The sequence below is a fragment of the Rubripirellula amarantea genome, assembly GCF_007859865.1.
In the GTDB taxonomy this organism is placed as follows: Bacteria; Planctomycetota; Planctomycetia; order Pirellulales; family Pirellulaceae; genus Rubripirellula; species Rubripirellula amarantea.
In genome coordinates this window covers 109,167-128,862 of sequence record NZ_SJPI01000004.1, presented here as the reverse complement: position 1 = coordinate 128,862, position 19,696 = coordinate 109,167, and the positions used below count along the sequence as shown (strand labels likewise).

Annotated in this window: 16 protein-coding genes, 1 tRNA gene and 2 pseudogenes; 6 read left to right on the top strand and 13 right to left on the bottom strand. The window is 53.2% G+C overall.

The genetic code is table 11. The features are described from left to right. The first annotated feature begins 21 nt into the window (after positions 1-21). A complete protein-coding gene (locus tag Pla22_RS24380; protein ID WP_146517510.1) occupies positions 22-1,656 on the top strand; it encodes an FAD-dependent oxidoreductase in 1,635 nt (544 codons plus the stop codon). A 44-nt stretch (positions 1,657-1,700) separates the two neighbouring features. Here Pla22_RS24380 and Pla22_RS24375 read toward each other — a convergent pair whose 3' ends face one another. Next, a complete protein-coding gene (locus tag Pla22_RS24375; RefSeq protein ID WP_146517509.1) occupies positions 1,701-2,633 on the bottom strand; it encodes a sugar phosphate isomerase family in 933 nt (310 codons plus the stop codon). A gap of 230 nt (positions 2,634-2,863) precedes the next feature. Here Pla22_RS24375 and Pla22_RS24370 point away from each other — a divergent pair, with 230 nt between their 5' ends. Together Pla22_RS24370 and Pla22_RS26035 are read left to right on the top strand one after the other, a co-directional pair. Beyond that, a complete protein-coding gene (locus tag Pla22_RS24370) occupies positions 2,864-3,133 on the top strand; it encodes a hypothetical protein (protein WP_146517508.1) in 270 nt (89 codons plus the stop codon). Positions 3,134-3,175: 42 nt separating this feature from the next. Beyond that, a pseudogene (locus tag Pla22_RS26035) lies at positions 3,176-3,391 on the top strand (glycine zipper 2TM domain-containing protein); the annotation flags it as partial. Positions 3,392-3,625: 234 nt separating this feature from the next. Here Pla22_RS26035 and Pla22_RS26030 read toward each other — a convergent pair. Continuing rightward, positions 3,626-3,832 (bottom strand): annotated as a pseudogene (locus tag Pla22_RS26030) (hypothetical protein); the annotation flags it as partial. 33 nt (positions 3,833-3,865) lie between these two features. Then, the gene (locus tag Pla22_RS25810) at positions 3,866-4,585 is read right to left on the bottom strand and encodes a Dabb family protein (protein WP_242632313.1); all 720 of its coding nucleotides are present in this window, start codon (positions 4,583-4,585) and stop codon (positions 3,866-3,868) included. Positions 4,586-4,836: 251 nt separating this feature from the next. Here Pla22_RS25810 and Pla22_RS24355 point away from each other — a divergent pair, with 251 nt between their 5' ends. Beyond that, positions 4,837-5,919 carry a redoxin domain-containing protein gene (locus tag Pla22_RS24355; RefSeq protein ID WP_146517506.1) on the top strand — a complete coding sequence of 361 codons (1,083 nt, stop codon included), beginning with the start codon at positions 4,837-4,839 and terminating at the stop codon, positions 5,917-5,919. 6 nt (positions 5,920-5,925) lie between these two features. Here the strand turns inward: Pla22_RS24355 and Pla22_RS24350 are convergent, their stop codons facing one another. The 4 genes from Pla22_RS24350 to Pla22_RS24335 form a co-directional block, all read right to left on the bottom strand. Continuing rightward, positions 5,926-6,699 carry a metallophosphoesterase family protein gene (locus Pla22_RS24350; RefSeq protein WP_146517505.1) on the bottom strand — a complete coding sequence of 258 codons (774 nt, stop codon included), beginning with the start codon at positions 6,697-6,699 and terminating at the stop codon, positions 5,926-5,928. Between the two features lie 110 nt (positions 6,700-6,809). Next, the gene (locus Pla22_RS24345; RefSeq protein WP_146517504.1) at positions 6,810-7,478 is read right to left on the bottom strand and encodes a YqgE/AlgH family protein; all 669 of its coding nucleotides are present in this window, start codon (positions 7,476-7,478) and stop codon (positions 6,810-6,812) included. A gap of 122 nt (positions 7,479-7,600) precedes the next feature. Next, a complete protein-coding gene (locus Pla22_RS24340; protein WP_146517503.1) occupies positions 7,601-8,641 on the bottom strand; it encodes a ketoacyl-ACP synthase III in 1,041 nt (346 codons plus the stop codon). A gap of 46 nt (positions 8,642-8,687) precedes the next feature. Beyond that, a tRNA-Gly gene (locus Pla22_RS24335) sits at positions 8,688-8,760 on the bottom strand. Positions 8,761-8,917: 157 nt separating this feature from the next. Here Pla22_RS24335 and Pla22_RS24330 point away from each other — a divergent pair. After that, positions 8,918-10,288 carry a tetratricopeptide repeat protein gene (locus tag Pla22_RS24330; RefSeq protein WP_146517502.1) on the top strand — a complete coding sequence of 457 codons (1,371 nt, stop codon included), beginning with the start codon at positions 8,918-8,920 and terminating at the stop codon, positions 10,286-10,288. 116 nt (positions 10,289-10,404) lie between these two features. Here Pla22_RS24330 and cysK read toward each other — a convergent pair whose 3' ends face one another. The 5 genes from cysK to Pla22_RS24305 form a co-directional block, all read right to left on the bottom strand. Continuing rightward, positions 10,405-11,346 carry a cysteine synthase A gene (cysK, locus tag Pla22_RS24325; RefSeq protein WP_146517501.1) on the bottom strand — a complete coding sequence of 314 codons (942 nt, stop codon included), beginning with the start codon at positions 11,344-11,346 and terminating at the stop codon, positions 10,405-10,407. Between the two features lie 211 nt (positions 11,347-11,557). Then, entirely contained in the window at positions 11,558-12,565 is a 1,008-nt protein-coding gene (locus Pla22_RS24320; protein WP_146517500.1) for a 2-oxoacid:ferredoxin oxidoreductase subunit beta, read from the bottom strand. Positions 12,566-12,688: 123 nt separating this feature from the next. Beyond that, the gene (locus Pla22_RS24315) at positions 12,689-14,578 is read right to left on the bottom strand and encodes a 2-oxoacid:acceptor oxidoreductase subunit alpha (protein WP_146517499.1); all 1,890 of its coding nucleotides are present in this window, start codon (positions 14,576-14,578) and stop codon (positions 12,689-12,691) included. Positions 14,579-14,833: 255 nt separating this feature from the next. Beyond that, positions 14,834-15,523 carry a zinc metallopeptidase gene (locus Pla22_RS24310; RefSeq protein ID WP_146517498.1) on the bottom strand — a complete coding sequence of 230 codons (690 nt, stop codon included), beginning with the start codon at positions 15,521-15,523 and terminating at the stop codon, positions 14,834-14,836. Between the two features lie 265 nt (positions 15,524-15,788). Then, positions 15,789-17,312 (bottom strand): hypothetical protein, encoded by a 1,524-nt coding sequence (locus Pla22_RS24305; protein ID WP_146517497.1) that lies wholly within the window; start codon positions 17,310-17,312, stop codon positions 15,789-15,791. 272 nt (positions 17,313-17,584) lie between these two features. Between Pla22_RS24305 and Pla22_RS24300 the strand changes: the two genes are divergently transcribed. After that, positions 17,585-18,721 (top strand): rhomboid family protein, encoded by a 1,137-nt coding sequence (locus Pla22_RS24300; protein WP_146517496.1) that lies wholly within the window; start codon positions 17,585-17,587, stop codon positions 18,719-18,721. A 68-nt stretch (positions 18,722-18,789) separates the two neighbouring features. Here the strand turns inward: Pla22_RS24300 and Pla22_RS24295 are convergent, their stop codons facing one another. Further along, complete coding sequence (locus Pla22_RS24295; RefSeq protein ID WP_146517495.1) at positions 18,790-19,674, bottom strand: ion transporter; 885 nt, start codon at positions 19,672-19,674, stop codon at positions 18,790-18,792. Positions 19,675-19,696 lie beyond the last annotated feature (22 nt).

Sequence of the window (19,696 nt, the reverse complement as noted above, 5' to 3'; positions counted from 1 at the left end):
ACTATTACCTAAGTTGTTAGTATGAAAATTGTGATCATTGGCGGCGTTGCCGGAGGAGCTTCTGCGGCCGCGAGAGCTAGGCGGCTGGACGAGACAGCTGAGATTGTTGTCCTGGAACGAGGCGAACATCCTTCTTTTGCGAACTGTGGGTTGCCTTACTATGTCGGTGGAAAGATCGAGTCTCGTCAGAAACTTCTGGTTGCACCGGTGAAGATGTTGAGAGAGCGTCACCGTCTTGACGTGCGAACGCGCAGTGAAGTGACGCAAATCGATCGAGAAAAACACATTGTTCATGTTCGAAATCTTGATTCGAACGAATCTTATCTTGAATCCTATGACAAGCTGGTTATCGCTACGGGTGCCGCTTCGTTCCGGCCAGCGATTCCTGGAATTGAAAGTTCGCGAGTGATGGAATTGCGAGACTTGGCGGATGCTGACCGCATGCATGCGGTGGTCACTTCCACGGCCAAGCGAGCGGTAATCGTCGGCGGTGGGTTTATCGGCATTGAAGTCGCTGAGAACCTCGTATCGCGAGGCATTCACGTCACATTAGTCGAACTTGGTGATCAAATTCTGACACCATGGGATCGCGAGATGATTGGCTCAATTGATGCTCATATGCGAGCGCAGGGTGTCGATATTCGCTTGAATGATTCGGTCGAACGTTTTGAAGAGACGCAAGGCGGTTTGCGAATGCTTTTGAAGTCTGGCGAAACGATGGAAGCTGATTTTGCGGTCGTTAGCATCGGAGTGCGTCCGGAGAGCAAGTTGGCAGTCGATTCAGGAATCGAATGCGCTCCCCGCGGTGGAGTTGTGACGAACGAGCATATGCAGACGAGTGATCCAGACATTTACGCGGTCGGCGATGTTTCGCAAGTGCAGTGTTTTGTGTCAAAGACGCCGATTCAAATACCTCTTGCCGGTCCAGCCAACCGTCAGGGCCGCATTGCCGCAGATCATATTTTTGGTCGCGAGTCGAGTTATCGAGGGACACAGGGAACGGCGATTGTTGGCGTATTTGGTATGACGGCTGCAATGACGGGGCTTAGCGAAAAAGTACTACAGCGAAGTTCAATCGCTTACGAGAAGGTTTACATCCACCCATCGGATCATGCTGGTTACTATCCCGGTGCTCAACCGCTGACATTAAAGTTACTTTTCGATCCAAAATCCGGCGTGGTTTTGGGGGCTCAGTGCGTAGGAACTAGCGGCGTCGACAAACGAATCGACGTGATCGCGATGGCGATTCAAGCGGGCATGACGGTATTCGATTTGGAAGAGGTCGAGTTGTGCTACGCGCCGCAATACGGACACGCAAAAGATCCAGTGAACATGGCTGGGTTTGTTGCTTCGGGAGTCGTTCGCGGTGATCAACCTTTAGTTCACGCAAACGCTTTGGCTGGCGACAACGGTGCGTTCTTGCTCGATGTTCGAAGCGAGAGTGAGTTTGCAGCAGGGCATATTCCCGGGGCCACCAATATCCCACTGGAAAGTCTTCGCGAACGAAAATCAGAATTGCCGCAAGGTCAGAAGATTAACGCGTACTGCAAAGTGGGACAGCGAGGATATGTGGCAACACGAATCCTTATGCAACACCGGTTTGATGTAGCAAACGTCAGTGGCGGCTACACGTCGTGGGGACATCACCAACACTGATTTGTCGTTTCGCTAGGTTGGCTCAGCGATTTTGCATCGCTGAGTTAGTGCATTTCGGTTTCGCAAACCCCGATACCAGATCGAAGAAGCGTGAAACAGACATCGTCGTGTTCGGCCAGCAGCGACATCGGAACCGAGGCATCAGCGATGCCCTGCGAGATCATCAGCGTGGTAAGGCGGATGCCGAATGGGTTGTCGTGCATGCCGGCTTGCCAAATGGAAACGCATTTCGATTTCCAAGTTTCAACTGGTCCGACCGTGGCCGCTTGAGTGGGCACGAGTGCAACTTGGCCACCACCACTGGTGCGAGCGTTTTGAATGATCGTCATGGGGTGCAAGTCGGTCACGCGAGTCTTAAGCTGACGATACTCGGCGGCTGATGGCGGCGCATTGAGATGCTCGCCTTCTCGTTTCGGCGGGTCATTGAACGCCCAATGTTTGACTTCGCCTTGTCCGCCCTGCATCACCAAGCAGTCGATTTCGTCAAACGTCTTGGAGTAGGCGTCTAGGTCCCCGGCGGGGAAATGCAAGTGAGAGTCAGGCATTCGCAATTTGGGATTGATCTTGTTGAAGCACATTTCCATGTCCGCTTTGGCAAAGCTCAACGGGTGCTCGATTGAGACAGGCTTGCCATGCTCATCAACCCATTCGTCCATGCCCCAGAAGTGGGCAGCACGAATGTCGATCTCAAGGTCGTTGACTAAACGGGCAACCAGAGGCAATTGTTCGGTCGGACCGATTGGCCCGCAGATGCCGGTAGGTCGATCATCGGTGGATTGCTTCCACGCGTTGATGTACTCGAGTGCTTCGGCTAGGTAGAACTCTTCGAGGGTATCGATGATACGAACCGAAAATCCTGGGCGTGACATCGACGATAGGTCTTCGGCTGAGAGTTTGGCCGCATCAGCTAGCAGCGTTGGGTCAAGGGTTGTGTAGTCCCACCAACTTGGGGCAATCTTACTAAGCGGGCGTGTCATGGGGTATCTCCAGAGAAATGGCTTCCGTTCGAGCCGCTCAATATACAAAACGGTTCGACGGAGATGGGGCTAGGTTAGAGCTGATGCTTCAACAAGTTCAATCGATACAATCGTGATGGGTGTCAAATAATCCCTGAACGTTCAGGTCAATCTAAGTGAAGAAGCGTCTTGGCGGTGAAATGCGTGTAAGAGTTAGGGCGGTAACCTAACCCCTGATCCAAGGAAGAGAGATGAAGAAACGACTATTCATCGGTCTGATTTTGGTCGCTGGATTTGCGACTGTCACTGAAGCACGTAACCCATTTGGCCGCCGAACGACCTCGCGTTACAACACGCCGAGTCAGCGTGCCACCCAGTCGACTCCGACGCAACGGGTGAATACTCCATCCGTCATGCAAGAGAACCTTCTTTCGCCTGAGCGAATGGAGAAGGTCTACGGACCGAGCATTCTAATTCGCGAAACCACTACTCCCGTTAACACGGTGGCACAGCCTGAGTAGTCACTCACGGTTGTTCACTCGATTGCCAAAGTAATCCACGCCATGAAAATTCGTATCACCGTTTTAGTTCTGTTGTTCGCAATGGTTGCGCAGAGCGCCGACGCTCAAAATCGCACTCATCGTCGTCGCGGAGCTCTACTGGGCGGTCTCGCAGGTGCTGCCATTGGCGTCGCGATCGGAGACAAAGGGAACAATGAAACGGCGGGAGCCTTGATCGGTGGTGCCGTTGGTGCAGTTGCCGGTGGTGCCATTGGCGATGCCAAAGACCAGCGAATTGAACACAACCATCGCTACCACAGCGGACATCATTCCGATCATCACATCTATCGCGAATACAAACCTTACTACGGGCCACAACCCGTTTACCCGCAACCGGTCTATCCCCAACCGATTTACAGTCCTTCGGTCGTTGTTCCTCACGTGGCCGTTCCCCACGGTCCACAACCGATGGGGACGCAAGATGTGCTGGGAATGTTGCACAGCGGATTGAGCGAGAACATCATTGTTCAACAACTCCAACATCGCGGTATGGATCACGAAGTCAGCGTTGCAGAGATCATTGAGTTGCACAATCTTGGTGTCAGCGAACGAATCCTTCAGGCAATGCAGGGCCTGCCGTATCCTCGCTAGAACGCGATTTGATCCATTCTCGACGGGATACTGCACGAGAGTGCATTCAAGGCCCGAGAGTGCATTCATGGATCGAGAGTGCATTCATGGATCGACGACGAATTACTTAGGCGTTACTTGAAAGTCAATGACGCGGACCTTGTCGAGTACAGGGCCGAGTACCTTCACGAACGCTTGGTGATCGGGGTGAGGCAGGTAGACTTTGCGACCGTCGTCGTCGGCAAACGTAACCATGAAGCAATGGGTGAATCCATCGTCATGAGTTTCCGGGCTATTGTTCGTTCCCCACTCAAATGCCTTGATCGTATCGATCTTTGACGGCAACGCCGCAAAGGCATCTTCGACGTTCTTCACGGCTTCGCTCGATGCGTCGTCTTTGAACTTGAAGAACACGGCGTGCTTGATCTCGCCTTGAAGGTCCTCGGTTGACTTGCTTCCCCAGTAATCGACGACAAAAACGTCGGCCATGTGAGGGCGAAGGACGTTGCCGAATTCTTTGTGCGCTGGATGAGGGAGGTATTCTTCTCGTCCGCTTTCGTCGTTGAACGTTAGCAGGAACGCGTGAGTGAATCCATCATCGAGACCTTCGGGACTGTTGTTTGTTCCCCATTGGAAATTAACAATCGAATCAATCTTGGTCGGTAGAGCAACGAACGCATCGACGACTGATTGAATATCTTTTTCGCTGGAAGTTTCTTTGAACTTGAAGAATACGGCGTGACGGAGCACACGCTCAGATTCATCTTGTGCCAATGCAGGAAGTGGAGCCATGCCAATCACGATGCCGAGAAATAAGATGCTGGTAAGAATAGCAATTTTCATGTTCTTCGTTTCGGTTCTTGATGATGAATGTTTGGTGATAGATCAGGTTAATTGAGTGCTTCGATTGTAGTGAAATCGCGAGGCCAATGAGATCGGATACACTAAATTAAGTGAGCTTGGTTCCTGATACGCCGTGGTTGGGAACTCGAAATCTTGGGTGACTTGCGATCTTGGCGGATAGCCATCCCAATCGGTCATCCCAGTCCACGAGCGTGATCTCCGATAAAACTTTCGATGAAGGGTGGAATTGAATGCCTCGAAGCATACTGGGCAGTCTTACTTGCCTTCTCTTTAGCGTTGTTAGCTGTTCGGACGCCTTGGCTGTCGACAAGGTCCAATTGCAGCCTGTGCTGCTTCAAATGATTCGCGATACCGCGATACACGAAGAATTGTCGTTGTCGTCGGATCAGGTTGGAACGGTGCTTGGCCAGTTGCCCGAAATTGATGGTCCGTGGTTTCGTGCACGGAACTTGCAGCCCGCTGAGCAAACGCGAGTCATTAACGAACTTACTGACGCATTGAGATCGCGGTTGGCTGATACGTTGACTCCACAACAGTCAAACCGATTACGGCAACTCGAACGTCAGGCCTTGGGAACTCGGATGGTGCTTCGCCAGGATGTCGTCGACGAGTTGGACATCAGCGACGACCAACTGAGTCGTTTCAACGAAGCGGCTGCGAAAACGGAAACGGAAGCGGCTGCTGTTCAGAAAGAGGTGTTCGATGGCAAGATTGACAACCGTGCCGCAGGCAAGCGTGTCGAGGCGTTGCAGAAAGAAGAGCGAACTCACATGGTGGCGACGCTCAATGAGAACCAACGAGCGATGCTAAGTAAGCTAACGGGTAAACCTTTTGACTTTGGCAAGATCAAGCGAATGTACCCTCTAGCACCAGAACTTGAAGACGATGGTGTGACCTGGATACAGGGGGGACCGTTGACCTTGTCCGAATTAAGGGGCAAAGTCGTGGCTGTTCATTTTTACGCGTTTCAATGCATCAACTGTCAACGCAATTTTCCGCACTACAAAGCATGGCACAAAGATTACGAAGATGACGGTTTGGTCGTGATCGGGATTCAGACGCCGGAGACTCCGGCGGAACGACGACTAGAAAAGGTTTCCGCAGCGGTGAAGAACGATGGGTTTGAATTTCCTACCATGCTGGATGCGGAGAGTTCGAACTGGAAAGCCTGGCACAATACGATGTGGCCGACGGTTTATTTGATCGACAAGGAAGGCTTTTTGCGGCGATGGTGGCAAGGTGAGTTGAACTGGAACGGCACACCGGGTGAACAGCAAATGAGAGACACAATCGAGATATTGCTCGCCGAGTAACTTTGACTAGCTTTCCTTAGCATCAGGCGTCGGATCGTCGTCTGGTTCCGTCTTGTCTTTGCTGAATTTCCGATACGTTGCTCCAAGGCGAGACGCCAGCCGCTTGATGCCATCCCCGACGATTGCAAACGGCGCTCTTCGCAAGTGCCCGTGCCGGTCCGCTTGAATGCAGTCAAGAGTGTCGAGGTTGAACGCGGTTAGATATCCCCCACCGAAGCAATAAGTGTCCAGGCAAACTAGGTGACCCAAATCAAGGATGTCGCCAGAACCTTGTGGCGAGTGACCCACATACACTCGTTTTCCGCTGACGTGAGGCGGCGGAAACGGGAATGCTAGGTGCATCCAATAGGTGTTCATCTCGGGTTGTCGATGCATTTCGAGCGAGTGATCATACCCAGCATGCACGAAGATGGATTCGCCAGTTTCATGATACGCTCGCAAGCCATGAAAAAAATCCATATGCGAATCAGGGATCTTGGCAATTTTTCCACCGTAGCTGGTAAGCGTCGCCCGACCTCCGTTGGCTAACCACAATTGTTCGTCGAGACCATGCAGGGCCACGCCTTGAAGCATGATTTCATGATTGCCACGCAACGTGATCACTTGGCATTCGCTCGTGAGCTTCAGTAGCTGTTCAATCACCCCTTTGGAATTGGGGCCACGATCGATGTAGTCGCCAAGAAAGATGATTTCGTCGGAGGGATTGGGAGCGATCGTATCGATGATTGTTCGCAGCGCTTTATCGCATCCGTGAATGTCACCAATCACGAACCTTCGCATCGATACACCTTGCTAGAAAAAAGAGAGTGTCATTCCAGCCTTTGATGCGGAACAACCAACGACGATGATCAAAAATCAAACGTCAAGTCTAGCGAATTATTCGAAAAGTGTTAGTTCAAACTAGGGTCACCAAAGGCAACGCCTGGTGCAATTTCACTCAGCACTTGCTGCCCGCATTGCTTAACGGCTTTCTCCCAAACATCATCCGCGTTTCCGAAGATCAAATCGGGATCGGCATCGCCGGCAAGCCAGCCGCCGACTCTAAGTTCTTCGTCAAGTTGGCCCGGTCCCCACCCCGCGTAGTGAGCCACATAACGGACTCGCGCGTCGCTGCGACGAAGCAAAATTCGCAAGTGGTCATCGTCGCCGGTGATCCAAGCGGGTGGATTGCCTAGTTCAATCGACATCGCACCCCAAGCATCCGAGGGCGAAGGCAGCACCGTGAACTTAGATCCATGCATCGCGTTGTTTTGGGAAGTCGGTTCATGCGACGGGTCATACGGACCACATGGTTCGCCCACACCAGCAAGATCGTGTAGGGCAAGAAGCGGGCCATCGACCGGGCCCCCGCGGAAGATGAAATCGTCTTCGCGAGGCTTTCCGTCAACGGAACTTGAATCGACTAGGTCTCGGAAGCGACGCGAGGTTGGACGGTTGATGGTCAACCCGAAGGCGCCTTCGACGTCGTGCCGGATCATAAAAATTACGCTACGTAAAAAATTTCCGTCACTCAGATGTGGAGAAGCGATGAGCAATCGACCGGTGAGATTATTGTTCATGGCTAGGTGGCTCCGACAAAAAGAGGGGGGACGGAAGTTCAATCACGATTCCTTGAGTATAGGTGATTGAGAGCCTTGTGACGCTACTAAAAATTTGATCGAGGCCTAGCCGCCCCATTGCGTCAAACCTTCCAGAGGCATCCCGCCCAAGACAACCCAACGCCAAATCCCACCAGCATTTGCGTCGTTCCGTCCGCCAATTCGCCGCGACTTCGCAATCTTTGGATCAAGATTGGCAGCGTGCAAGAGACGGTATTGCCGATATCGGCCATGTCAATTGGCAGCCGGTCTTCTGCCACGCCCATCCGCGTTCGAAGCTGATCCAGCATTTTCCAGGTGGCCTGGTGCATCAGATACTTGTCGATCTCGGCGTCGGTTAGTCCATTGGTTTCCAGAATTTCGTCGACCAGGCGAGGAATTGCTTCCACGGTGAAGTTGATCAAGCTGGGGCCATCCATGTACAAACGGCTCTTCCATCGCTTTCGATGGCGAGGTTGGATTGCGTCGGTCGCCGGTCTGGCTCCTCCATCGCCGACGACAAGCATGTCGCCGCCGCTGCCATCGCTGCCAAATTGGAAGCCCCACAAAGTTGGTTCGTCACCGGCCGTTATGAGTGTCGCGGCCGCCCCGTCGCCAAAGATGGTTCGTAAGCTGCGATCGTCATCGTCAATGTACTTGCTGTACGTTTCCGCCGTGAGCAACAGCACGTTCTTCGCCACCCCGCTTTGGATTAAGCCATCGGCCACAGCAAGTCCGTAAACAAAACCGCTGCAACCCAGATTGAAATCCAAAGCACCGCATCGAGTGGAAAGTCCCAACCGATCTTGAATCAGGCAGCTTGTTGTCGGCAGTGGGTAATCAGGTGTTTGCGTGCACAACAGCAAGAAGTCGATGCTGTCGCGATCGATGTCTGATTCGGCGAACAACTTTTCAGCCGCCTTCACGGCCAAGTCACTTGCCGTCTCGTCTGGCTTAGCAATGTGACGTTGAGAAATTCCGGTCTTCTCTTCGATCAGACTCAGATCCCAACGAGGGAACTGCTTTTGCAATTCGTCGTTGGACTCGATCCGTTCGGGAAGGTGAACGGCGATAGGGCCAAGATTGGCGTGCTTTCCGCGGCGGTTGGTTGGCGCCACGAGTTCGGGCACGACGGGTTCAGGCACGAGGGATCCAGAGCAAAGGTGCCGTGGTGGCCAAAAGACTAGAAAGAGCGGCTGATCGGATTCGAACCGACGACAATCACGTTGGCAACGTGATGCTCTACCAACTGAGCTACAGCCGCTGATTGGTCAGGTAAGTCGCAGATTATAGAACCGAAGCTGTCGACGACAAGACCTCTTTGGCCTCTGCGCAACGGATTTTATCTCGATTGCTCGCCAAGAAATTTTCTGGTGCCAAAACACCAGAATCACCAACGACTGGCCTTGTAGAATGACGGGATGAAATTTCACGCCAGGATTGTTCTTTTTCCACTATTGCTTGTTCTCGCGACTGGCTGTGGTGAACGTGTCACTGACGACGTTTCCACCACGGCCGACGTGGTTGAACCACAGGTTGATCGTCGAGAAAAGTTGTTTGAGTCAGCACTCGCTCTGATTGAAAATGACTCAACGCCAGAAAGAGATGTTCAAAACTCCTTGGCGTCCATCCGACGTCTAGCGATGGGTCGGCCTCCGTACTTGCCTGCGCAGCGCTATCTTGTCGATCGGATGTTGGACGAGGGCTACCAATCGGGAACGGTCCAGCAGCAACGAATCTTAATTGAGAACCTGACGATCGTCGCCGATGCCGGTGATGAGTCCGCTCAAGCTGTTCTAGGGCTGATGCACCTGGCACGCAAGGATTTGGCAGCGGCGATCGAGCGACTACGACCTGCGGTTCACGACCAGCCGGGCTTGCTACTGACGTTCGCGCGAACGCTGTTGCTAGACGGTCAATCCGATGAGGCCGTGGAGGTCGGCAATCAGGCCGTGCAGCATTACCGGCAACAACTCAGTGATTCGAAATCGAACGAATCAGCGACCATCGGGCTAGCCCAGGCCTATACCCTGCTGGAACGTTACGATGAAGCGTTGGCGGCGCTGGATGCACTGGAATTGGAGGGCGGTCCTACAATTTCCACGACAAGAACGAACATCAAGCTCGCTCAAATTCGCCATTGGCATCGTGTCAATCCAGAGGACCCGCGGGTTGCCACTTCGTTACGAACGATGTTTGATCAAGAGCCTGGTTCGCTACTGATCTGGAGTAACGTTTACGAACTGAGTCTTGGCGACTGGGTACAGGCTAGCGAGTTGAAGCGGTGGGTAAAAGATGCGATCATCACTCATTCGTCCGGTGGCACCGTTGAGCTAATTCGAGCGGCTCACATGCATTCACAAGGAAAGGTCGGTGACGCCATCGAGCTTCTCGAAGACGTACTCGAAAACGAAGTTGAACTCGAGCGACCAGAAATTCTAAACAATCTGGCTTCTTACCTAGCGAATGCTGAGCCTCCGGAGCTTGAGCGAGCGCTCGCCCATGCCGACCGTCTGATTGAACTAGCACCGCAGAATTTGATGTATCGCGAAACTCGGGGGCAAGTGCTGGCCAAGCTCGGTCGCGTAGAAGAAGCGATAACGGAATTGGAAGCGGCGCGAACGGTGATGGCGAACTATGAACCGCTTCTTGAAACACTCGCTTCCCTTTATGACGACCAGCAGGAATACGCTAAGGCTGACGCGGTACGAAACGGCTTGAAGAACAAGTTGCTCGGTTTAGAAATAGACCCTGATACGGACACGCTGATTGGCGAGTTGATGAAACGATAACCGGCCGGGCAGGTTGCTTTCGCGCGTGCTTCACGCTTCTCGAGCGAGGCTCATCGGCCAAACGCAGCGGATTTCCGCTCGCCCGGCCATCGGATAATCATTGGTTCGAAAGCGGCCTAGAGACCTAGGTCGCCGAACAACGGCGTGCTCAGATAACGCTCGCCTAGGCTGCACATGATCGTGACGATCCGTTTACCCTTCATGTCGGGCCGAGCAGCAACTTGGGCGGCTGCCCACATGTTTGCACCGCTGCTAATGCCGCCAACAATTCCTTCTTCCTTGGCCAATCGTCGACCCCATTCAAACGCGTCCTCGTCGTCGACTTGTACGACGTCGTCGATGATCGAAGTGTCAAGGTTCTTGGGGATGAACCCAGCTCCAATGCCTTGAATGCGGTGCTTGCCTGGGTCTCCGCCGCTGATCACAGGTGAATGTTTGGGTTCAACAGCAAAGGCTTTGAAGTTTGGGTTCTTGGACTTCAGGAACCGCGAAACACCCGTGATCGTTCCGCCGGTTCCTACGCCGGCAACGATCGCGTCGATGTCATTGCCGCTGTCGGCCCAAATTTCAGGACCGGTGGTTGATTCGTGGATCGCAGGGTTGGCTGGGTTTTCAAACTGCTGCGGCATGAAGGCACTGGAATCCTTCGCAACGATTTCAGCGGCTGTATTGATGGCTCCCTTCATGCCTTCGCCTGCGGGCGTGAGCACAAGTTCGGCACCCATCGCACGTAGCAGTGCTCGGCGTTCAACCGACATGGATTCGGGCATCGTCAGGGTGAGCTTGTAACCCTTCGCTGCGCAAACAAATGCGAGCGCAATTCCAGTATTGCCGCTGGTAGGTTCAACGATGTGGGTGCCTTTGGTGATCTTGCCGTCGCGTTCGCCCGCTTCGATCATGGCCACACCGATACGATCTTTCACGCTGTTGAGTGGCTGAAAGAACTCGCACTTCGCGAACACAGTCGCGCCGCCCGATGGCACCAAACGATTAATTTGGATCATCGGGGTATCGCCGATGGCCTTCGTTGCGTCGCTGTAAAACTTTCCACGTGGCATGGTCAATTCCTTTGAAGATGTGAATCGTGAAGTTCGGTGTTATTGATCGTGCATCAGACGCAGGTGTTGAGTTGCCGCGTTTGAGTTGCCGCATTTGGTTTGCCTTGAGTCGCTATCGCAGGTTCACCATTTCAATCTGCGTTTGGTAGTCTTCGCAATGAGTGTCTTATCTAGCGACCCTTTAGCTGACGACCCATTAGCTGACGACCCATTAGCTGACGACCCAGGTGTCACCCGAGGTAAATAGTTTATCAAGATCGCCTTCGCCACGCTTTTCTCTCGCGAGGTCAACCTGAGCGTTGATTTGATCGTCGTACGTCGGGACGCCTTCGACGCATCGAAGCACGCCGATCGGCTCGGGCATCTCGGGGTATGACATTCGAGCAAGCATCATCTGGATGGACGGGTTGTGAGCCTTTTCATCGTGAATCAACAAATCATCAACGGCAACGTCGGCTGTGTTGACAACTTCGAGGCCACTGCCAACCAAGCGAACGCCCTTGGTGCCTTTGGCGAAGACAAGCGGCTTGCCGTGTTCGAGTTCGATCACGTTGTCGTCACGTTGTTTCTTTTCTTGCGCGTAGGCCATCGCGCCATCGTTGAACACGTTGCAGTTTTGGTAGACCTCAAGCAACGACGTTCCCTTGTGAGCAGCAGCACGAGTGAGCATTTCGCCGAGGTGCTTGACGTGGGCATCAACGCTTCGTGCAACGAACGTTGCTTCGGCAGCAAGGGCTACTGACAACGGGCTTAGCGGGTGGTCGATCGAACCCATGGGCGTGCTCTTGGTGATCTGCCCTTCGGTGCTGGTGGGGCTGTACTGACCTTTGGTCAAGCCATAGATGCGGTTATTGAACAGGACGATGTTAACGTCCAGGTTTCGTCGCAGCACATGGATGAAGTGGTTGCCACCGATCGACAACGCGTCTCCGTCACCGGTAATGACCCAAACCATCAAATCGGGACGTGTGGATTTCAGGCCCGTGGCAAACCCGGGGGCACGTCCATGGATGCTATGCATTCCATACGTGTTCATGTAGTACGGAAAGCGGCTGCTGCAACCGATGCCGCTAACGAACACGATCTTTTCGCGAGGCACGCCGAGTTCCGGCAAGACCTTCTTCATCTGAGCCAAGATGGAGTAGTCTCCACATCCAGGGCACCATCGAACATCTTGGTCGGAAGCGAAGTCGGCAGCTTTGAGTACAGGAAGCGACATGAGAATATAGGTATCTAAATTGCAGGTTTTCGGAAGGATTCAATAGAGGCAGGTGGATACCAGCCCAATAGCCAAAAGGCGAAAGAGTAACCATCGCTGCGATTTTCACCGCAGCTAATCTTCTTAGCCGGCTTTGTTGCGAACGTTGTTGGACGCCGGCAATTGCTCGCCAATCTGTTCGACAAGTTCAGTCACCGAGAACGGTTTGCCTTGCACTTTGTTGATGCCAATGCAATCGACCAGATACTCACTGCGAAGCAGCATGCGAAGTTGCCCCTTGTTCAATTCAGGGACCACCACCTTCTTGAACGACTTAAGCAAAGTGCCGATGTTCGATGGCATGGGATTGAGGTAACGCAAGTGAATATGGCTAACCTTGTTGCCATCGGCTCGCAGGTTGGCCACCGCGGTGTGACACGAACCGTAGGTGCCGCCCCATGAAACGACAAGAACATCGCCCTCGGGTTCACCAAAGATATCTTGTTCGGGAACTCGCTCGGCAATCTTCGCAACCTTGGCTGCGCGAGTGTCGGTCATGTGTTGGTGGTTCGCCGGGTCATAGCTGACGTTGCCGGTGACATCTTCCTTTTCCAAACCGCCGACGCGATGCATTAAGCCAGGCGTTCCAGGGATTGCCCATGGACGAGCCAAGTTTTCATCGCGTGCGTATGGCATGAACGGTTCGTCACCCTGCGTGCCTTCGGGATGCTTGATCTTGATCTCGGGTAGCTCGTCCATCGTCGGGATCTTCCAAGGCTCGCTACCATTGGCGATGTAGCCGTCGGAAAGAATGATGACGGGCAACATGCACTCCACCGCCAACCGCCAAGCTTCCACCGCAATGGCGAAGCAATCACCAGGGGATCGTGGTGCAAGGATCGGCAGTGGCGCTTCGCCGTTGCGGCCGTACATCGCCTGCAGGAGGTCGCTTTGCTCAGTCTTGGTGGGCAACCCGGTGCTCGGTCCACCCCGCTGCACGTTGATGATGATCATCGGCAGTTCCAGCATCATGCCTAGTCCCATTGCCTCGCCCTTTAAGGCGATTCCAGGACCACTTGAAGCCGTCACGCCCATGCTGCCACCGAACGCGGCGCCAATGGTGGAACAGATTGCCGCAATTTCGTCCTCTGCTTGGAACGTTCGCACGCCGCAGTTCTTGTACTTGGTCAATTCGTGCAAGATGTCACTAGCGGGTGTGATCGGATAAGTTCCGTAAAACATATCCTTGCCGCTTTTCTTGGAAGCGGCGATCAATCCCCAAGCCAACGCTTGGTTGCCCATGATGTTGCGATAAGTGCCAGGTGGTAACTCGGCGGCTTCGACTTGGTAACTCTCACCGAAAGCTTCGGTTGTTTCACCGAATGCCCATCCCGCACGCAAAGCCGCGACATTGGCGGCGGCCACTTCGGGTTTCTTACCAAACTTCGCCTCGATGAAACGCAAGGTTGGATCGAGGGAGCGTCCAAAGAGCCAGTACACCATTCCCATCGCAAAGAAGTTCTTGCAACGATCGGCGATCTTGGTACCCAGGCCAAACTCAGCGACTGCGTCTCGGGTCAACTGGGTCATCGGGACCTTGATCACCCGATAGGTTTCTTCAATAACGCTTGCGTCGAGCGGATTGGATTCCACTTTGGCCAGCTTGAATTCTTTATCATTGAAGCCATCCTCGTTGGCGATCAGGATTCCGCCTTTTCGAAGGTCTCCCAGGTTCGTCACCATGGCAGCCGGATTCATCACGACCAAGGCGTCAAGCACGTCACCGGGGGTGAAGATCTCTTCGCTGGCGAACTGAACCTGGAACCCTGACACTCCAGCACGAGTTCCGCGAGGGGCGCGGATCTCGGCAGGGAAGTCGGGGAAAGTCGCGACGTCGTTGCCAGCGAGCGCACTGGTGTTGGTAAGCTGGGTACCCAGCAATTGCATTCCGTCGCCTGAGTCACCGCACAATCGAACAGTGATGCCAGAAACGGAATTGACTTTTTTGGAGGTCGTGGACGTGCCAGTGGCCATTACGCGCAGGGGGGGAATTAGAGAGTGCGGGTGAAAATACCGACGTCCACGGATCTGGATAAACCCATGCATTGGACGTGGTCGAGTGGGACTTTACCGGTTGTATCGATCTTTCCGGTGAAAATGCTTACCGAAATTCTATGAATTCCCCGCGTTTTGGTAACGGGCAGTCTGGGCGGGATGCGTCATTATTTCACTAAAACACCCCGGATTTCGCTAAAACGCCCCGGATTTCAATAAAACAACTTCGAACGCCTACCTGCGGCCACGTCCCAGGAATATCTTCGCGAAATAAAGAGCCTGGACGATCGCCCCGAGGGCCGCAACAACGTAGGTCATCGCCGCCCAAAAGAGCGCTTTGCGGGCCCCGGAGTACTTCTCGCCGGTCGCTATCCCCGCATCTTCCAACCAATTGAGCGCCCGACGGCTGGCGTTAAATTCCACTGGCAAGGTGACCAAACTGAACATAGTTGGTGCTCCCAAGCCTACGAGGCAAAGAATTGCGGTGCCGTGGTTGCCAGCAATTTGCGATATCCCGGCTCCGCCGAACGCCAACACAGGAATCGCAAAATTGCTAATCCTTAACAATGGAACCATCTTGGAACGCATGGTCAGCATCGTATAGCCGGTCGCGTCTTGAACCGCATGGCCGCATTCATGAGTTGCCACGGCCACCGCGGCGACATTGCTTTGGTTGTAGACGACTTCGCTAAGGTTGACCGTTTTTTTGCTCGGATCGTAGTGATCGGTCAGTTGCCCCGCTGTCGAGATCACGCGGACGTCGATAATCCCGTTTTCCGCCAGCATCCGCTCGGCTGCCTGCTTGCCGGTTAACGGCATTGGGTCCGCAGAGTGCTCGACAAAACGCTTCCGCATTTGACTCGACACCACTTGGCTAATGACGGGAATGCCAAAGAGCAACAACAGGAAAAACGGGTCGTCCACGAATCAAGCCTTTCAGGCGGTGGCATTGGAAGCAAGGAACTGCAGCAGAGGCTAACAGGTCCGCGCTAGGCCATCGATAGGAGCAACATCGTTCTGGCCGCCACGGATCGAATTGCCAATGGTCAAAGCTTCGCGCGACGCCCAATGCCTAACGACCATCTCTCCATCTCTCCAGCGCTTATCGTCTGATCGGTTATCGCCTCTGCGACCAGCGTCTAATGACCAGCGTCTAATCACCAACACCTAATGAGCAGCAACTTACCACCTACTCATCCGCGGTCATGTCGGATTTGCCAAGCGATTCGTGAGACATGGTATTGAGCCATTCAATCATAGCGCTGGCGTAGATCTTTAAAAACTCGCCGCACTCTTCGCGAGTGATTGCGGTTCGGTTCCAGTTGGCTGAAATACAGATCTGGCCCCAATTGATACACAGTCCCATGGTGATGTTTGTGTTCTCGCGAGCAGGCGGTGCGATCAGAATGTTTTCGAGATACGAGTCGCCGATCTTCCGCCGACCATCCTCTTCGGGAAAGTGGTTCTTCATGCCTCGAGCGATATCGCCCGTATACGTCAACACGCTAGTGGTCATGTTGCGATTGATACCGATTGCTCGAGCAAATCGCTTAGGATGTTTGACCGCGGTGGCCAAACCGTTAAGGAAATCCATGTAGACGCGGCTTGACTTGATCGCGTTGGTTTCTTTTTGAACGCTCGAGAGCAAAGTAACCCAATCGTCGCATTGGGAATGAGTGCGGCCGAGAAACGAGAAGCTAAGTCGGTTGGTCGCAGGAGTCTGCAGGTCCGAACGCCCGCGCAAATCAATAGGCATCAGCACACGGATGCGAGTCTTTGCTTTCGTTAGTCCGTGGAGTTCGTTCCAGTGGCGACAGGCCCGAAACAAAATAGTTAAAGCCAAGTCGTTGAATGCAATCTCGTTTTTACGACAACATTCCGTTAGCTTCGTCGAAGTTTCCACGTCAAAGATATGATGGCGAAGCGGCGCGTTGTTTTCAGATGATGAACTCGCAACTGGGGTTCCGACTAAGGGTTGCGGTTTCAAGAAGTAGAAATAGAAGTTGTTCTTCATGCGCTGCCATCCGCTTATCGGATGCGTCACTGGCTTCTGATCGATTTCCGAAAAGTCGGCTCGGGCGAGTAGCCTCTTCGCGTCGAGTTGATCGCGTTTTTTCTTTTTCTTAGGTTCCTCGCCTTCAACCGGCGGTGTTGAGAGTTTGGCGTAGGCAGTCAAGGTGTCGATGATTACTCGTCGCAAACCAACACCATCACAGGCTGCATGATGCAATTGAATCGTCAAGCAACTCTTGCCCGTGACCTCGTTGACGCCGTACCAATATCGGCATCCAGGTTCGCGGCGCAAGTCTATTGGTCGTGGGCTTGGTTCATGGTCAGCGTCTCGCGTTGCCAAAATTGGAACGAGGGTCGGGTCTCGCAACTGAGGTTCGAAATCGGGATCGTAGTTCCAATGCATCTCGCCATCGAGTGTGACTAGTCTCGACGCCAAGAACGGATGTTGATGCACGGTTTGCGTGAGTGCCTGAGACAACAGGTCTCGTTGTAACTCCGATGCAAAATGGAGTTCAATGAAGCTGGTCATCGGGCAATCGGGCCGATCGTCAAGCACCAAGAACTGTTCGATGGGTGCAAGCGGAATAGGAAATAAATCCTTGCCAATTGTACTGGGGCGTCGCTGCTTAATTTGTTCGTCGTGACCTGTACTTCCCTGTGTCGATTGCAATTGATCTTCACGCGGAGGCAGCAAACTCATAACAGAACACCGAGACGAAAAGGAGGAGATGTGTGATCAATACTGCGTCACAACCTTCGTAATGATTGTCATGACGCCACTATCCACGCTAATCTGGTGCATCTTTGCTTCAATAGAATGGCAGGCTTTGAACTCAAATCCGACGTGTTTTCGTGCACCTGAGTTCCCGTACAGGTGCCGATTCTTTCGGATATTCCAATGACGACCAATAGGGAGGCCAGTGGTGAGATCGAGTGTGACCTTTTTCCAACCTACCAAAACACCTGAAATCTATGGGTCTTGAAAGCCGAGATTACTACCGAAACTCGAGCGGTCGTGGGCAAGGAGCGTCAGGCTTTGCTGATATGCCAACGGTTTGTAAGACGATTTTGGTTGCGAACATCATTGTCTTCGTGCTGCAAATTCTTTTGACGCGCCCCGTGGGGCCTGCCGAAATGCAGCATCGTATTGATGCAATTGCACAGCAGTATGAAAGCCGAGATAGATTTGACGACATTGATGCCCGTTCATTGGCACAAGCAGCATCGATGATGCCTCGGCAATCGATCGTGCAAGAAGCTTTTGAACTGGATTCACGCAAGGTGATGCAGGGGCAAGTATGGCGACTGGTGACGTCGGCGTTCTGTCATGATCGATTCGGAATTTGGCATTTGCTTTTCAACATGCTGTTTTTGTTTTGGTTTGGTTCACGTCTCGAGAACATGTATGGGCCGCGCGAGTTTGCGCTGTTTTATTTTGCTTCGGCAATTGCAGCCAGCGTCGCCTTTATTGCGTTGGGTTTTTATACCGGCGACATGACCCCGGCGATCGGTGCTTCGGGTGCAATTTGGGGAGTGCTTGTCTTATACGCCATCCACTATCCCTATGAACGAATTCGCATTTACTTTCTGTTTCCGATCGAGATACGTTGGTTGGTGTTGCTGTACTTCGTTTTTGATTTGCATCCGGTACTGTTAACGCTTAGCGGCGACGCGATGCACAGCGGTGTTGCTCACGCGGCGCATCTCGGCGGCGCAGTGTTTGGTTTTGGTTACTTCAAAGCCGGGTGGCGATTGGAACGCTATTGGGACCGAGTCCCTTGGTTGGGAGAACTTGGGAATCCAAAGCAAAAGAGTTGGAAGCCATCAATTGGGGGAAGCCAGGGGCGATCTGGTCGTCGACGAGTGAAGTCTCCGGCGACCATCCGGCTGCACACACCTGAAACTCATGCAGAGCTTCAATCGAAAGTTGAACCGAAATTGTTGGATCAACTCGCCGCCAAGCCTCGACTCGATCCTGAGCTTGAGCGTTTAGAATTGTCGCTCGACCAAGTGCTCGAAAAAATACACCTTCAGGGTCGCGAGTCGCTGACGGATGCTGAGGTTGCCGTTCTCGAAAAAGCAAGTCGCAAATACCGCGGTGACGATTGATCCGTTCAAGGTTTCAGCACGATCCAACATGTGCAGCGCGAGCGTAGGTGCTGGTGACCCACGGCGACTTACAACCTCGTGCCGCAGCGGTAGCAATACGCAGCATCTTCGCGGACGTCTTCGACGCCACAATGTTCGCACGTGATTTTTGATTCATGCGTCGTGTGACTCATGATTTCAGCAGTGACGAACGTCGATGGGACGATGATCAGGCTGTACCCCAGCAAGATCAGTGCAGCGGCGATAACCTTGCCCACGATCGTCTGGGGCACGACATCGCCGTATCCCACCGTGGTCATGGTCACGATAGCCCAGTACATCGCTTGCGGTATGGAAGTGAACTGAGTTGTTTTGACGTTTTCTGGATCAAACTCTACCGCCGCAACAGATTCAATGTGGAACATCAACGTTCCGCTAATCGTAACAGCCACCAAAACGACCGCTAGGAAAACAACGATTTTGTTGCGGGCTCGCCAAACCGCGGTTCCCAATTCGTCGGCCTCGTCCATCATCCGCCACAGTTTCAGTACGCGAAACACACGCAACAATCGAATACTGCGCAGGATTACGAACGAGCGAGACGAGCGTCCCAAGAACAAGCCGACATAGGATGGCAAGATGCTCAGCAAATCAATGATGCCCCAAAAGCTGCGGGCGTACTTCAGCGGGTGCCTTACGCAAGCCAACCGCATCAGGTACTCAAGCGTGAACAACGCCGTCAGTGTCCATTCGCCGGCTTCCAAAAAGCTGACGGAACTCCAGCCTTCGACCGTTTCTAAAGACACGATAGCGATGCTAAGCAAGATCGCGATCAGCAGTACGATATCGAACCAGCGTCCCGAGGGCGTTTCGGCTTCAAAGATGATGTCGTAGAGCTCTTGACGCCAACCCGCGTCGGTCGGACGTTGCTGATCGCGGCGACGCTGGATGCTGGCTTTCTTCGTAACGCTCATGAGCTGCTTAAGTTCCGCGGAA